This is a genomic window from Rhizobium sp. 62_C5_N11_2 (genome assembly GCF_051811185.1).
Lineage (GTDB): Bacteria > Pseudomonadota > Alphaproteobacteria > Rhizobiales > Rhizobiaceae > Rhizobium > Rhizobium leguminosarum.
The window spans coordinates 22,707-37,735 of sequence record NZ_JBPWPW010000001.1 but is presented as its reverse complement, the minus strand read 5'-3'; the positions used below and the strand labels follow the sequence as shown (position 1 = coordinate 37,735).

At 62.3% G+C, this 15,029-nt stretch carries 11 protein-coding genes; 8 read left to right on the top strand and 3 right to left on the bottom strand.

Going from position 1 to position 15,029, the window contains the following annotated elements; translation table 11 throughout:
* Window positions 1–13: 13 nt before the first annotated feature.
* Window positions 14–1,003 (bottom strand): helix-turn-helix transcriptional regulator, encoded by a 990-nt coding sequence (locus AB8B31_RS00180; protein ID WP_128408943.1) that lies wholly within the window; start codon window positions 1,001–1,003, stop codon window positions 14–16.
* A gap of 325 nt (window positions 1,004–1,328) precedes the next feature.
* Window positions 1,329–3,614 carry an NADP-dependent malic enzyme gene (locus AB8B31_RS00175; RefSeq protein ID WP_128408944.1) on the bottom strand — a complete coding sequence of 762 codons (2,286 nt, stop codon included), beginning with the start codon at window positions 3,612–3,614 and terminating at the stop codon, window positions 1,329–1,331.
* Window positions 3,615–3,727: 113 nt separating this feature from the next.
* Between AB8B31_RS00175 and mutS the strand changes: the two genes are divergently transcribed.
* The 4 genes from mutS to murJ all read left to right on the top strand — a co-directional run bounded on the left by mutS (window position 3,728) and on the right by murJ (window position 11,388).
* Complete coding sequence (gene mutS / locus AB8B31_RS00170) at window positions 3,728–6,454, top strand: DNA mismatch repair protein MutS (protein WP_128408945.1); 2,727 nt, start codon at window positions 3,728–3,730, stop codon at window positions 6,452–6,454.
* 12 nt (window positions 6,455–6,466) lie between these two features.
* Window positions 6,467–6,742, top strand: a complete 276-nt coding sequence (locus AB8B31_RS00165; RefSeq protein WP_018244509.1) for a hypothetical protein — start codon at window positions 6,467–6,469, stop codon at window positions 6,740–6,742.
* Window positions 6,743–6,876: 134 nt separating this feature from the next.
* Window positions 6,877–9,783, top strand: a complete 2,907-nt coding sequence (locus AB8B31_RS00160; protein ID WP_018244508.1) for a [protein-PII] uridylyltransferase — start codon at window positions 6,877–6,879, stop codon at window positions 9,781–9,783.
* 24 nt (window positions 9,784–9,807) lie between these two features.
* Window positions 9,808–11,388 carry a murein biosynthesis integral membrane protein MurJ gene (murJ, locus tag AB8B31_RS00155; RefSeq protein ID WP_128408946.1) on the top strand — a complete coding sequence of 527 codons (1,581 nt, stop codon included), beginning with the start codon at window positions 9,808–9,810 and terminating at the stop codon, window positions 11,386–11,388.
* A 24-nt stretch (window positions 11,389–11,412) separates the two neighbouring features.
* On the opposite strand, the gene AB8B31_RS00150 is transcribed toward murJ, so the two are convergent.
* Window positions 11,413–11,841, bottom strand: a complete 429-nt coding sequence (locus AB8B31_RS00150; protein WP_128408947.1) for a YcbK family protein — start codon at window positions 11,839–11,841, stop codon at window positions 11,413–11,415.
* A 187-nt stretch (window positions 11,842–12,028) separates the two neighbouring features.
* Between AB8B31_RS00150 and AB8B31_RS00145 the strand changes: the two genes are divergently transcribed.
* The 4 genes from AB8B31_RS00145 (at window position 12,029) to AB8B31_RS00130 (ending at window position 14,995) form a co-directional block, all read left to right on the top strand.
* Window positions 12,029–12,427 (top strand): VOC family protein, encoded by a 399-nt coding sequence (locus AB8B31_RS00145; protein ID WP_128408948.1) that lies wholly within the window; start codon window positions 12,029–12,031, stop codon window positions 12,425–12,427.
* A gap of 96 nt (window positions 12,428–12,523) precedes the next feature.
* Window positions 12,524–13,588, top strand: coding sequence for a tryptophan--tRNA ligase (gene trpS / locus AB8B31_RS00140; RefSeq protein WP_128408949.1), 1,065 nt, complete (start codon window positions 12,524–12,526; stop codon window positions 13,586–13,588).
* A gap of 129 nt (window positions 13,589–13,717) precedes the next feature.
* A complete protein-coding gene (locus AB8B31_RS00135) occupies window positions 13,718–14,209 on the top strand; it encodes a universal stress protein (RefSeq protein WP_003544884.1) in 492 nt (163 codons plus the stop codon).
* Window positions 14,210–14,428: 219 nt separating this feature from the next.
* Window positions 14,429–14,995: a NifU family protein gene (locus AB8B31_RS00130; RefSeq protein WP_018447786.1), complete on the top strand. Its 567-nt coding sequence runs from the start codon at window positions 14,429–14,431 to the stop codon at window positions 14,993–14,995.
* Window positions 14,996–15,029 lie beyond the last annotated feature (34 nt).

Sequence of the window (15,029 nt, the reverse complement as noted above, 5' to 3'; positions counted from 1 at the left end):
TGACGATCGTCTGTCACAGATCGGCTCGCCTTCTGGTGTCCGACGGGTTCTCTCCGTACGCCGCCCGATAGGTTGCCGCAAAGCGGCCAAAGTGAAAGAATCCCCACCTCAAGCAGATGTCCCGCAACGGCTGCCGGTTTGAAGGATCGCAGAGATCCTCTCGGACCGCCTGCAAGCGGATCGTCCTGAGGTAGGCAGCCGGTGTGGTTCCCTTGAAGGCACGAAAACCGCTTTCAAGAGCGCGAATGGAAATGCCTGCCGCCTCCGCGACACTCTGCATCGTCAATGGCTGTGCGATGTTCGCATGCATAAATTCAACTGCCCGACGGACATGCCGTGGTGCGATCAGATGGATTTTCTTGTCAAGAAGATGCGAGAGCCGATGAGGAACCGAGCGCACCAGCAGATCGGCAAACGCCTGGGTCAGGTTCAACATGGCGATTGGCGAGTGAAGGAGCGGCCAGTTGTTGCGCATGCCGATGATGATCGTTTGGGCGAGACTGCCGATCAACTGGCCCGCCGCCGTGGAAAGATCAATGAGCGGTGCCAAGTCCATTGCCCCGGTCAAGGGGGTCTCTAATACGGCGGCGACGGTCTGAGCGATGATTGTCCAGTTCAGACTCAGTGTGTCCGACCGGTGCGGCGCTGCCCGCACGGAAACCCGTTCCGGCTCGAGATTGTTCATCAACAACAGCCGCCCAGGTGTCCCTTCGATCACAGTCCGACCAAGCGCTACATCGAGAGCACCCGTACGCGGCATGATGATTGCCAGAGTTTCCGGCGTTCCATGTGCCGTTCTTGCACCCCAGCCGCCGGAATCCTGGTTGCTGACCAGCGACAACCTTTCATCACCCCAAAACCCGACCTTCCAGTCGAGTGGTTTCTCTCGACCATTGCGCCATGCGTCGAACGAACCGAACCCCTTGGTCAGAGCTTCAACCATATCGTCGAAAGTTGCCCCCTGAAATCGGGCGATGAAATTGGGAGATGCGTTTTCTGGCATGGGAAACCAACCGGCTGGTATTAAACAACTGAGCTGCGAAACCGCATCGACTGCCCGCAGTTTTTTAGGTTCCTGCGGGCAAATTTATGCCGCCCGTATAGGGTTATTATATCAAAAGTATGACTTATCGGAAGAGTAGCACGCTCCGCTTCCTCAGGACTACCTGGGCGGGAAGAGGCTCCCGATGCACCGACATTGAAAGAAAACCGTGTCCGCTGACACCACGGGCAGAAGCTTCATCGCGGCTGCCCACGAAAACTTCTGCCCGGCCGACGGGCGGTCGGCCGGGCAGAGAATTCCGTCTCATATGTCGGCAGGACGAGGTTTACGAACCAGCCCCATAGGCGGCGATCGCCGCCATGTTGACGATGTCGCTGTCCTTGGCGCCCATCGAGGTGATCTGCACCGGCTTGTCGACGCCGACGAGGATCGGACCGATCACCGTGGAGCCGCCGAGTTCCTGCAGCATCTTGGTCGAGATGGAGGCCGAGTGGAAAGCCGGCATGACGAGGACGTTGGCCGGTCCGGAGAGGCGGCAGAAGGGATATTGCTCCATCACCTTGCGGTTCAGGGCGACATCGGCGGCCATCTCGCCATCATATTCAAAATCGACGCGGCGCTTGTCGAGGATCTTCACTGCTTCGCGCACCCGCTCGGAGCGTTCGCCCGAGGGGTGGCCGAAGGTGGAATAGGCAAGCAGGGCGACACGCGGTGGATAACCCATGCGCCGCGCCAGACCTGCGGCTTCCTCGGCGATATCGGCAAGCTCCTCGGCCGTCGGCATGTCATGCACCGCGGTATCGGCAACGAAGACGGTGCGGCCGCGGCAGAGCGCCAGGGATACGCCGATGACGCGATGGCCGGGCTTCTGGTCGATGCAGCGGCGCACATCTTCGAGTGCCGTCGAATAATTGCGGGTAATCCCCGTCACCATGCCGTCGGCGTCGCCGAGCGCCACCATGGTGGCGGCGAAATGGTTGCGGTCGTTGTGGATCAGCCGCTGGGCATCGCGGTGGAGATAACCCTTCCGCTGCAGCCTGGCATAGAGATAGTCGATATACGCCTCGACCCGGGTCGAGATACGGGCATTGACGATCTCGAGGCCCGGCCGGTTGAGATCGATGCCGGCGCGTTCCGCCGTCGCCCGGATCAGATCCTCGCGGCCGAGCAGGATGGCGGTGCCGAGCTGCTGGTTGGCATAGGACATCGCCGCACGCAGGACCTGTTCTTCCTCGGCCTCGGCAAAGACGATCCGCTTCGGATGGCGGCGGACACGCTCGTAGAGTCTCGCAAGCGTCGAGGCGATCGGATCGCGGCGCGCCGAAAGCTCGCGGGCGTAGCCGGACATGTCGGTGATGACCTTGCGGGCGACGCCGCTTTCGATCGCGGCTTGCGCGACGGCAACCGGGATCGCCGAGATCAGCCTGGGATCGAAGGGAACGGGGATGATGTATTGCGACCCGAAACGCGGCCGGTTGCCCTGATAGGCGGCGACCACATCATCCGGCACGTCCTCGCGGGCAAGGTTTGCCAGCGCCTTGACGGCGGCGATCTTCATTGCGTCGTTGATTGTGGAGGCGCGCACATCGAGAGCGCCGCGGAAGATATAGGGAAAGCCGAGGACGTTGTTGACCTGGTTCGGATAGTCCGAACGACCCGTCGCCATGATGGCGTCGTCGCGGATGCGGGCCACCTCTTCCGGCGTGATCTCGGGATCGGGATTGGCCATGGCGAAGATGATCGGCCGCTCGGCCATCGAGCGGATCATCTCGGCCGAAAACGCGCCCTTCTGCGACAGGCCGAAAACGACGTCCGCGCCCTCCATCGCCTCTTCCAGCGTGCGCGTGTCGGTCTTTGCCGCATGCGCCGATTTCCACTGGTTCATGCCCTCGGTGCGGCCCTGGTAGATGACGCCCTTGGTATCGCACAGGATGACGTTCTCCGGCGCAAAACCCATCGCCTTGATCAGTTCGACGCAGGCGATCGCCGCAGCACCCGCACCGTTGCAGACGAGCTTCGTCGTCTTCAGGTCGCGGCCGGTCAGTTCCAGCGCATTGATCAGGCCGGCAGCGGCGATGATCGCCGTTCCGTGCTGGTCGTCATGGAAGACGGGAATGTCCATCAGCTCGCGCAGCCGGCTTTCGATGACGAAACAGTCCGGCGCCTTGATATCTTCGAGGTTGATGCCGCCGAAGGAGGGACCGAGGAAGCGCACGCAGTTGATGAACTCGTCGACATTTTCCGTATCGATCTCGAGGTCGATGGAATCGACGTCGGCGAAGCGCTTGAACAGCACCGCCTTGCCTTCCATGACGGGCTTGGAGGCCAGCGCGCCGAGATTGCCAAGACCGAGGATTGCCGTGCCGTTGGAAATGACGGCGACCATATTGCCGCGGGCCGTGTAATCATAGGCGGTCTGCGGATCGGCGGCGATCGCCTTGACGGGTACGGCAACACCCGGCGAATAGGCAAGCGAGAGGTCGCGCTGCGTCGCCATCGGCTTGGTCGGGTTGATCTCCAGCTTGCCGGGCCGGCCCATTGCGTGAAATTCGAGCGCCTCCTGGTCGGTAACAGACGTCACCGGCCGGTCCTTCTTATCGATATCGGGCATAAATCCTCCAACGTCCTGTGGGCGACGCTTTGCTCTTCCTCAAATGCTGTTGTCATCTATAGCGGCGCGCGGATAGGGTTGGCACCTGTTTTTTTGGGAAAAACTCCACCTCCGTGAACGCACGAATAGACACAGGGAATGAAGCCTTTTCGGCTGCCGAGCTCGCCACGGCGGAAAGCCGTGCCTCGGCGACGCCGATGATGGAGCAATTTATCGAGATCAAGGCGAACAATCCCGGTTCGCTTCTGTTCTATCGCATGGGCGATTTCTATGAGCTGTTCTTCGAGGATGCCCTGGAAGCCTCACGCGCGCTCGGTATCACGCTGACCAAGCGCGGCCAGCACATGGGCCAGGATATCCCGATGTGCGGCGTTCCGGTGCATGCGGCCGACGACTATCTGCAGAAGCTGATTTCCCTCGGCTTCCGTGTCGCCGTCTGCGAGCAGATCGAGGATCCCGCGGAAGCGAAGAAACGCGGCGCGAAATCCGTCGTCAGGCGTGACGTCGTCCGCCTCGTCACTCCAGGCACGATCACCGAGGAAAAGCTGCTTTCGCCCTCGGAATCCAACTATCTGATGGCGCTGACCCGTATTCGCGGCAGCGGCGAGGCCTTGCTGGCGCTGGCCTGGATCGATATTTCCACCGGCGTCTTCCGGCTTGCCGAGACCGAAGCCTCGCGCCTGCTTGCCGATATCCTGCGCATCGATCCGCGCGAACTCATCCTGCCCGACACGATCTTCCACGATCCCGAACTCAAGCCGGTCTTCGACGTGCTCGGCCGGACAGCCGTGCCGCAGCCGGCCGTGCTCTTCGACAGCGCCAGCGCCGAAGGCCGGATCGCGCGGTATTTCGGCGTCGCGACGCTCGACGGCTTCGGCACCTTTTCGCGCGCCGAGCTGGCGGCCGCCGCCGCCGCCGTCGCCTATGTCGAGAAGACACAGATCGCCGAGCGGCCGCCGCTTGGAAAGCCGGAGCGGGAAAGTGCCGCTTCGACGCTGTTCATCGATCCTGCCACCCGCGCCAATCTCGAACTTGCCCGCACGCTTTCGGGCGATCGCAACGGTTCGCTCTTGAAGGCGATCGACCGCACCGTCACCGGCGGCGGCGCCAGGCTTCTCGCCGAGCGGCTGATGTCGCCGCTGACCGACCCCACCCGCATCAATGCCCGGCTCGATTCGATCGGCTTCCTGATCGGCGAACCCTTGCTCTGCGGCAATCTGCGCGACACGCTGAAACATGTGCCCGACATGCCGCGCGCGCTGTCTCGGCTGGCGCTCGACCGCGGCGGTCCGCGCGATCTCTGGGCGATCCGCCAGGGCCTGGAAGCGGCGGGCGGACTTGCGGCGATGCTCGGCAAGGCGATGCTGCCCGAAGAGCTCGGCCAGGCGCTATCCGGGCTGCAGGCCCTTCCCGCGGCGCTGGAAAAGCTGCTTGCCGAGACGCTTGCCGACGAATTGCCGCTGTTGAAACGCGATGGCGGTTTTCTCCGCGACGGCGCCAGCACCGAGCTCGACGAGGTCCGGGCGCTGCGCGACCAGTCGCGGCGCGTCATCGCCGGCCTGCAATTGCAATATGCCGAGGAAACCGGCATCCGGTCGCTGAAGATCAAGCACAACAACGTCCTCGGTTATTTCATCGAAGTCACCGCCGGCAATGCCTCACCGATGACGGAGACGGCGGACGCGAAAGCCCGCTTCATCCACCGCCAGACGATGGCGAACGCCATGCGCTTCACCACGACCGAACTTGCCGATCTCGAAAGCCGCATCGCCAATGCCGCCGACCAGGCGCTTACGATCGAGCTCGAAGCCTTCGACAGGATGACGGCGGCCGTCGTTGCGGAAGCCGAGGCGATCAAATCAGGCGCCCGGGCGCTTGCCGTCATCGACGTCGCCGCAGGTCTGGCGCTTCTCGCCGAGGAGCAGGCCTATTGCCGCCCGCAGGTCGACGGTTCGAAGATGTTTGCCATCGAGGCTGGGCGCCATCCGGTTGTCGAGCAGGCGCTGCGGCGGCAGGCGGGCGGCCCCTTCGTCGCCAATCATTGCGATCTCTCGCCAAAGACCGGCGACCGGGACGGGGCGATCTGGCTGCTGACCGGCCCAAACATGGGCGGCAAGTCGACCTTCCTGCGCCAGAATGCGCTCATTGCCATTCTAGCGCAGATGGGCTCCTTCGTGCCGGCGACATCAGCCCATATCGGCATCGTCGACCGGCTTTTCTCGCGTGTCGGCGCCTCAGACGACCTGGCGCGCGGCCGCTCGACCTTCATGGTCGAGATGGTGGAAACGGCGGCGATCCTCAACCAGGCCAGCGACCGTTCCCTTGTCATCCTTGACGAGATCGGCCGCGGCACCGCCACGTTCGACGGTCTGTCCATCGCCTGGGCCGCCGTCGAGCACCTGCATGAGGCCAATCGCTGCCGCGGCCTCTTCGCCACGCATTTCCACGAGCTGACCGTGCTTTCGGAAAAGCTTGGCCGGCTGTCGAACGCCACGATGCGCGTCAAGGAATGGGACGGCGACGTCATTTTCCTGCACGAGGTCGGGCCGGGTGCAGCGGACCGCTCCTACGGCATTCAGGTCGCGCGCCTTGCCGGGCTTCCGGCCTCGGTCGTGGCCCGCGCCCGCGATGTGCTCACCCGTCTGGAAGATGCCGACCGCAAGAACCCGGCGAGCCAGCTGATCGACGACCTGCCGCTCTTCCAGGTGGCGGTGCGCCGCGAGGATACCGCCCGCGGACCCTCCAAGGTCGAGGAGGCGTTGAAAGCGATGAGCCTTGACGACATGACGCCGCGCGAGGCAATGGATGCACTTTACGATCTCAAGAAGAAGCTGAAATAGGAGTAGCGCGCCATGTTCATGGAAAAACTGGTTCGCGAAACCGAGCGCCTCTCGCTCATCTGCTCCATGCTCGACACGATGCGGCGCGCCGACAAGGACCGCAATGCGCGCGGCTGGACTTCGCCGATCGGCATGCTGAAAATCACCCGCTGTTGCGCGATGATCTGCGAACTCGGAACGTCGATCGCCAAGGCGGGCTATCGCGAATGCGACAGGCAGGCGCTTGAAGAGATCATGCGCGAGACACGGCAGGTTCTGCATTTGCTGAATGCGCGAGCCGCCGGCTGAGGATTCCGGGAAAGCCGGCGCCTTGCGTCAAAGCGCCATTGCATCTTGCAGCGAACCAACACCATTTCGCCAAATTTAAAGGTTCTTGCAGTATGAAAGCCCGTGTCAATCGCCGGGCAAAGGGGCTATAGCGCATGCAGACGAAACAAGCGGCAGGCCGTGAACCGGCAGCCCGGCATGAACAGGAAACCGTCCCGGCGACAGCGATGCGCGACCTCGATTTCTCCAATATCCTCGACGTCGAGCTCTTGCAGAAGCAGTGTGACGCCGTTGCCGAGGCCAACCGCAGCCGGCCCGACGTCCTGCGCGCCGATCTTCTGGCCGTGCTGAAGAAGGCGAGCACGGAAGGTCGGCAGAAGGCGCGCGCCGCACTGATGGCCGACGGCGGCGGGCTCAATTGCGCCTACCGGATTTCCTGGCTGCAGGACCAGATCATCGCCGCCCTCTACAATTTCGCCACCGCCCATATCTTTCCGCATCAGAAGGACAAGTTTGCGGTGACCGCCGTCGGCGGCTACGGCCGCGACACGCTGGCGCCCGGCTCGGATATCGACCTGCTGTTCCTCTTCCTGCCGAGGCCGGCGGAAGAGACGCACAAGGCGGTCGAATTCATGCTCTACGTGCTCTGGGACATGGGCTTCAAGGTCGGTCATGCCACCCGCACGGTGGAGGAATGCATCGCGCTTTCCAAGTCCGACATGACCATCCGCACCGCCATCCTGGAAATGCGCTACATCTGCGGCCTGCAGCGGCTCGAAACCGAGCTCGAGACCCGCTTCGACAAGGAAATCGTCACCGGCACCGGTCCCGAATTCATCGCCGCCAAGCTGGCCGAGCGCGACGAGCGCCACCGCAAGGCGGGCGACACGCGTTATCTCGTCGAACCGAATGTCAAGGAAGGCAAGGGCGGGCTTCGCGACCTGCACACGCTGTTCTGGATCTCGAAATATTATTATCACGTGCGCGACCAGGCGGAACTGGTCAAGCTCGGCGTGCTGTCCAAGCACGAATACCGTCTGCTTGAGAAAGCCGACGATTTTCTCTGGGCGGTGCGCTGCCATATGCACTTCCTGACCGGCAAGGCCGAGGAGCGCCTGTCCTTCGATATCCAGCGCGAGATCGCCGAAGCCTTCGGTTATCACACCCGCCCGGGCCTTTCGGCCGTCGAGCGCTTCATGAAGCACTATTTCCTCGTCGCCAAGGATGTCGGCGACCTCACGCGCATCCTCTGCGCTGCGCTCGAAGACCAGCAGGCGAAGTCGATCCCGGGCCTCACCGGCGTCATCAGCCGCTTCACCCATCGCAACCGCAAGATCGCCGGCAGCGTTGAATTCGTCGAGGACCGCGGCCGCATCGCGCTCGCCGACCCCGAAGTCTTCAAGCGCGATCCGGTCAACATCATCCGGCTCTTCCACGTCGCCGACATCAATGGGCTGGAATTCCATCCGGACGCGCTGAAACGCGTCACCCGTTCACTCGCTTTGATCGACAACAGCCTACGGGAAAATGACGAGGCCAACCGCCTGTTCATGTCGATCCTGACGTCGAAGCGTGATCCGGCGCTCATCTTGCGCCGGATGAACGAGGCCGGCGTGCTCGGCCGCTTCATCCCCGAATTCGGCAAGATCGTCGCGATGATGCAGTTCAACATGTATCATCACTATACGGTCGACGAACATCTGATCCGCACCGTCGACATTCTCTCCGAGATCGACAAGGGGCGCGCCGAGGATCTGCATCCGCTCGCCAACAAGCTGATGCCCGGCATCGAGGATCGCGAAGCGCTGTATGTCGCCGTTCTCCTCCACGACATCGCCAAAGGCCGCCAGGAGGATCATTCGATCGCCGGCGCCCGCGTCGCCCGCAAGCTCTGCGCCCGTTTCGGCCTGTCGCAGAAACAGACTGAGATCGTCGTCTGGCTGATCGAGGAACATCTGACCATGTCGATGGTGGCGCAGACCCGCGACCTCACCGACCGCAAGACGATCACCGATTTCGCCGACCGCGTGCAGTCGCTCGACCGGCTGAAGATGCTCTTGATCCTGACGATCTGCGATATCCGCGCCGTCGGTCCGGGCGTCTGGAACGGCTGGAAAGGCCAGCTTCTGCGCACGCTCTATTATGAGACCGAGCTGCTGCTGGCCGGCGGCTTTTCGGAGGTCTCCCGCAAGGAGCGGGCCAATGCCGCTGCCGAAGCGCTGCATTCAGCACTCGCCGACTGGAGCCAGAAGGACCGCAATACCTATACCAAGCTGCACTACCAGCCCTATCTGCTCTCGGTACCGCTGGAAGACCAGATCCGTCACGCCCATTTCATCCGCCAGTCGGATAAGGCGGGCCAGGCGCTCGCCACCACGGTGCGCACCGACAGTTTCCACGCGATCACCGAGATCACCGTGCTGTCGCCCGACCATCCGCGACTGCTCGCCGTCATTGCCGGCGCCTGTGCTGCGGCCGGGGCCAATATCGTCGACGCCCAGATCTTCACCACATCGGACGGGCGGGCGCTCGACACGATCCATGTCAGCCGCGAATTTACCGACGATGCCGACGAACTGCGCCGGGCGGCGACGATCGGACGGATGATCGAGGACGTGCTATCCGGCCGCAAGCGGCTGCCCGAAGTCATCGCCACGCGCGCGCGCAACCGCAAGAAAAGCAAGGCATTCGTCATTCCGCCGTCGGTCAACATCACCAACAGCCTGTCGAACAAGTTCACCGTCATCGAGGTCGAATGCCTCGACCGGCCGGGATTGCTGTCCGAGATCACCGCCGTGCTCTCTGATCTGTCGCTTGACATCCAGTCGGCCCGCATCACCACCTTCGGCGAGAAGGTAATCGACACCTTCTACGTCACCGACCTGGTCGGCCAGAAAATATCAGGCGACAGCAAGCGCGCCAACATCACCGCCCGGATGAAGGCGGTCATGGCCGAGGAGGAGGATGAATTGCGCGAGCGTATGCCCTCCGGCATCATCGCGCCTGCAGCCACCGCCCGGACCCCGCCTACCACCGAAAAGAAGGCCGGTTCCCCCATATGAGCCACCACGCATGAGCCCAAACGCATGAGCCTCGTCAAGAAATTCGCGACCGTCGGCGGCGCCACCCTCGGCAGCCGCATCTTCGGCTTCGCCCGCGAAACGCTGATGGCTGCGGCCCTCGGCACCGGACCGATGGCCGACGTCTTCTACGCCGCCTTCCGCTTTCCGAACCTGTTCCGCCGGCTGTTTGCCGAGGGCGCCTTCAACGCCGCCTTCGTGCCGCTCTTTGCCAAGGAGATCGAGGCGAACGGCACGGATGGCGCCAAGCGTTTTTCGGAAGAAGTCTTCGGCGTGCTGTTTTCGGTACTGCTCCTCATCACCATCGTGATGGAGCTTGCCATGCCGCTGTTGGTGCGCTTCGTCATCGCGCCGGGCTTTGCCGACGATCCCGACAAGTTCTCGATCACGATCCGCATGGCGGCGGTGATGTTTCCCTATCTGATGTGCATGTCGCTGACGGCGATGATGAGCGGCATGCTGAATTCGCTGCATCATTTCTTCGCCGCCGCCATCGCGCCCGTCTTCCTCAACGTGGTGATGATCGGGGCGCTGTTTTATGCGCTCTATACCGGCGCCGATCCGCTGGCGACGGCCTGGTACCTCTCCTGGGGCGTTCTTGCCGCCGGCGTCCTGCAGCTCGCCGTCGTCTATGTCGGCGTGCTTGCAGCCGGCATGAGCATCGGCTTCCGTTTCCCGAAGATGACACCGAACGTCAAGCGGCTGCTGATCCTGGCGGTGCCGGCTGCGGTGACGGGCGGCATCACCCAGATCAACCAGCTGATCGGCCAGGCGATCGCCTCTTCCCGCGACGGCGCGATCGCAGCGCTGCAATATGCCGACCGCATCTATCAGCTGCCGCTCGGCGTCGTCGGCGTCGCCGTCGGCGTGGTGCTTCTGCCGGAACTTGCCCGGGCGCTGAAAGGCGGCAACCTGCGGGAGGCCGGAAACCTGCAGAACCGCTCGATCGAATTCGTGCTGTTCCTGACGATCCCAGCCGCCTTCGCGCTCTGGATCCTGTCCGACGAGATCATCCGGGTGCTCTATGAGCGCGGCGCCTTCCATCAGGAAAACACTGCGGTCGTCGGCTCGATCCTGGCGATTTACGGCATCGGCCTGCCGGCCTTTGTGTTGATCAAGGCATTGCAGCCCGGCTTCTATGCCCGCGAGGACACCAAGACGCCGATGCGCTTTTCGGCCGTCGCGGTTGCGACCAACTGCGCCACGGCGCTGACGCTCTTCCCCTATATGGGCGCGCCCGGCATCGCGGTTGCCGAAGCCACGGCCGGCTGGATCAGCACCGTGCTGCTGTTCACCACGCTTTTGCGCCGCGGCCACCTGACATGGGAATGGGCGCTGGCAAAGCGCACGGCTCTGCTGATCGTCGCCGCGGCCGTCATGGGTGCTGCCATCGTCTTCCTCAAGCAGCACTGGGCCCCCTGGCTTGCCTCCGGCGCGCCGCTTGTCACCAAGATCGGTACCCTCGGGCTGCTGATTGCGATTGCGATGCTGATCTATTTCGCCGCCGCTTTCCTGGTCGGCGGGGCAAATCTCGGCATGATCCGACGCAATCTGAACCGCAAGCCGGCACCGGCAAAGGACGGGTGAGGTCGCACTTTTCCTGGTATTGCTTCAGCAATCGACCCATCGCCTTTGCGGTCCGACGTCGACATGAATGATGCCGTTGCAATAGCTGCCGATGCCGCCGATGCCCGGCGCACTTCTTGCGGCAGCAATGATCGTGCGTTCCGACAGACCGGGCATCCTGATATCGGCCGCCAGACATTTCCCGTGCAGGGACCCATGGCGGCGGGGATGCGCCCTGTGGCCCGAGGTTATCACAGGGCGTCGGCCGGTCTTCGCAGCAATATGCGACAGGACCGCTCGCAGGCGCCCTGGAAAGCAGCCGGCACGAACGCTGACTGTCTGGACCGTATAGGCGAGACGTGCCTGATGTTCTGGAAGATGAACGCCATGCCTTTTCATGTCTTGACCGACGGCACCCGTTGCTGATTGAAAGGCGAAAAGGCCTGCCATGGCGAGCAAAATTGCGTTCTGCATGGTCGCTCCGATCGGCTATCCAGCGACCCCAACGGCGCCGGCACCAGGCGCAGGATTTTCGGTTCAAAAAAAGCTTTTTTGTGAAATTTTATACTCAATTATGAGTAAGTCTGTTGATCAATTCGGCTTAAAATCCGGGGAATTGCGGCTCAAAAGTGGAATAAACATCTCAATCGCGAGGCAGCACATGACGATCCAGTCTCTTTTCCTCGTCACCCTCGTGGTCGACGATTACGACCGCGCCAAGGCCTTCTATTGCGATGGTCTCGGTTTCGATTGCCTTCAGGACGAGCTGCAGCCGGAGGGCAAGCGCTGGGTGGTGGTGAAGCCGAGGGGTGGGGATGGAGCCGCGTTTCTGCTGGCGCAAGCGGCAGACGAGACGCAGCGCGCGGCCATCGGCAATCAGACGGGTGGCCGTGTCGGCTTCTTTCTGAATACCGACGATTTCGCCCGCGACCATGCCGCGATGCTGGCAGTCGGCGTGCGCTTTCTGGAAGAGCCGCGTCATGAGGTTTACGGCACGGTGGCAGTCTTTGCGGATCCCTACGGCAACACTTTCGATCTGATCCAACACGCGGCTGCCTGAACCCCTTGATTGCGACCGGTCGGCCGTGCATAAGCCGCCGCGTTAGCAACATGGGCGCAAAGCCCTGGGGCCCTCCACCAGCCTATTGAGGACGACATGAGCGAATTCAAGAAACTCGTATTCTCCGGCGTGCAGCCGACCGGCAATCTGCATCTCGGCAATTATCTCGGTGCGATCCGCCGGTTCGTGGCACTGCAGGAAGGCAATGACTGCATCTACTGCGTCGTCGACATGCATGCGCTCACCGCCCAGCTCGTGCACGAGGACATGCCGAGCCAGACGCGCTCGATCGCCGCTGCCTTCATCGCCGCCGGCATCGACCCGGAAAAGCATATCGTCTTCAATCAGTCGGCCGTGCCGCAGCATGCCGAACTCGCCTGGATCTTCAACTGCGTTGCCCGCATCGGCTGGATGAACCGGATGACGCAGTTCAAGGACAAGGCCGGCAAGGACCGCGAGCAGGCCTCGCTCGGCCTTTACGCCTATCCGAGCCTGATGGCCGCCGACATTCTCGTCTATCGCGGTACCCATGTTCCGGTTGGCGAGGACCAGAAGCAGCATCTGGAGCTTGCCCGCGACATCGCGATGAAGTTCAACCTCGACTATGCCGAGCATATCAGCAGGACCGGCTACGGCGTCGACATCACCGTCGGCAACGAGCCGGTACATGCCTATTTCCCGATGGTCGAGCCGCTGATCGGCGGGCCGGCGCCGCGCGTCATGTCGCTGCGCGACGGCACCAAGAAAATGTCGAAATCGGACCCCTCCGATCTGTCGCGCATCAACCTGATGGATGACGAGGACGCGATCTCGAAGAAGATCCGCAAGGCCAAGACCGATCCGGACGGCTTGCCGAGCGAGATCGACGGGCTGCAGGGCCGTCCGGAAGCCGACAATCTGGTGGCGATCTATGCCGCACTCGCCGACAAGTCGAAGGCGGACGTGCTGGCCGAATTCGGCGGCCAGCAGTTCTCCGTCTTCAAGCCGGCGCTGGTCGATTTGGCGATCCACGTGCTGGCGCCGATCACCGGCGAGATGCGCCGGCTGATGGACGATACCAGCCATATCGACGCGATCCTGCGCAAGGGCGGCGAGCGCGCAAGGGCGCGCGCCGAGGTGACGATGAGCCAAGTGCGCGACGTCATCGGCTTCCTCTATTGAGATAAATCTCCTCTTCTCTCCGCCGTGGGAGAAGGGGACCTTCCCCCGGGGAGAAGAGGATTTCTTCTCGGGCATCAGGGCAAAAACTGGACTTGCATATTTTCCGCTTCGGGTGTCAGAGTCGGCGCCATGGTATCGAAGCGACTCTCACGGCTCGAAGGTCACCGCCGCAAATTCATGGCGGTGATTGACGGCACACCCGAATGCCAACGCGCCGTTCATTATGCCGGCCGGCGCGCGAAGAATTCCAATGGCGGGCTGGTGCTGCTCTACGTGATCCCGGATGGGGATTTCCAGCAATGGCTCGGCGTCGAAGAAATCATGCGGGCCGAAGCGCGTGAAGAGGCCGAGGCGGTCGTTGCCAAGATCGCCCAGATCGTGCGCGAGACCATCGGCATCGAGCCTGAGGTCGTCATCCGCGAGGGCGGTGCTGCCGAACAGATCAACGCGGTGATCGAGGAAGACCGCGATGTGGCGATCCTGGTTCTGGCCGCCGGTTCGGCGAAGGAAGGTCCAGGGCCGCTGGTCTCCTCGGTCGCCGGCCGCGCGGCGGCGTTTCCGATCCCGGTCACCGTGCTGCCGGATACGCTGACCAACGAGGAAATCGACGCCCTCTGCTAGAGCATGATGCCGAAAAGTGTGAGCGGTTTTCGGACGACATCATGCTCTAACTATATAATTTAGAACAGGATTCAGATTTTAGGCCAACCGGGCCTAAAATCATCCTGTTCTAGCTTTTCTTGAGTACAAGTCTCTTGATTAGCGCCGTCAATCGGCTTATCTTCTTTTGAAGAATTCTAAAGACGGCCGAGACCATGGGCCGGCCGCATGGAGAACCAGATGTTCATTCAGACCGAAGCCACGCCGAACCCTGCCACGCAGAAGTTCCTGCCGGGCAAGGTGGTGATGGAAAACGGCACGGCCGAGTTCCGCAGCACTGAGGAGGCTGCAGCCTCGCCGCTCGCCGCCCGCCTGTTCGAAATATCAGGCGTCACCGGCGTCTATTTCGGCTATGATTTCATTTCCGTCTCCAAGGACAATGCCGACTGGCAACATCTTAAGCCGGCTATATTAGGCTCGATCATGGAGCACTTCATGTCCGGCAAGCCGGTCATGGGCGACGCCTCCATCCTTTCCGAAGACGCCGATGCCGGCGACGAATTCTTCGACGAAGGCGATGAATCGATCGTGCTGACCATCAAGGAGCTTCTGGAAACTCGCGTGCGCCCGGCCGTTGCCCAAGACGGCGGCGACATCACCTTCCGCGGCTTCAAGGACGGCAAGGTCTATCTGAACATGAAGGGTTCCTGCGCCGGCTGCCCGTCTTCGACGGCAACACTGAAGCACGGCGTGCAGAACCTGCTGCGCCATTTCGTTCCGGAAGTGCAGGAAGTGATTGCCGCTTAAAAATCTTGAATTCGTCCGGCCGTTCACCTCAGGG

Bases quoted from the DNA above. Each gene is read 5' to 3' on its own strand.
- AB8B31_RS00160 (WP_018244508.1), top strand. From the start codon at position 6,877: ATGCAGACGAAACAAGCGGCAGGCCGTGAACCGGCAGCCCGGCATGAA.
- AB8B31_RS00165 (WP_018244509.1), top strand. From the start codon at position 6,467: ATGTTCATGGAAAAACTGGTTCGCGAAACCGAGCGCCTCTCGCTCATC.
- trpS (WP_128408949.1), top strand. From the start codon at position 12,524: ATGAGCGAATTCAAGAAACTCGTATTCTCCGGCGTGCAGCCGACCGGC.
- AB8B31_RS00175 (WP_128408944.1), bottom strand. From the start codon at position 3,614: ATGCCCGATATCGATAAGAAGGACCGGCCGGTGACGTCTGTTACCGAC.
- AB8B31_RS00150 (WP_128408947.1), bottom strand. From the start codon at position 11,841: ATGCAGAACGCAATTTTGCTCGCCATGGCAGGCCTTTTCGCCTTTCAA.
- AB8B31_RS00145 (WP_128408948.1), top strand. From the start codon at position 12,029: ATGACGATCCAGTCTCTTTTCCTCGTCACCCTCGTGGTCGACGATTAC.
- AB8B31_RS00180 (WP_128408943.1), bottom strand. From the start codon at position 1,003: ATGCCAGAAAACGCATCTCCCAATTTCATCGCCCGATTTCAGGGGGCA.
- murJ (WP_128408946.1), top strand. From the start codon at position 9,808: ATGAGCCTCGTCAAGAAATTCGCGACCGTCGGCGGCGCCACCCTCGGC.
- AB8B31_RS00135 (WP_003544884.1), top strand. From the start codon at position 13,718: ATGGTATCGAAGCGACTCTCACGGCTCGAAGGTCACCGCCGCAAATTC.
- AB8B31_RS00130 (WP_018447786.1), top strand. From the start codon at position 14,429: ATGTTCATTCAGACCGAAGCCACGCCGAACCCTGCCACGCAGAAGTTC.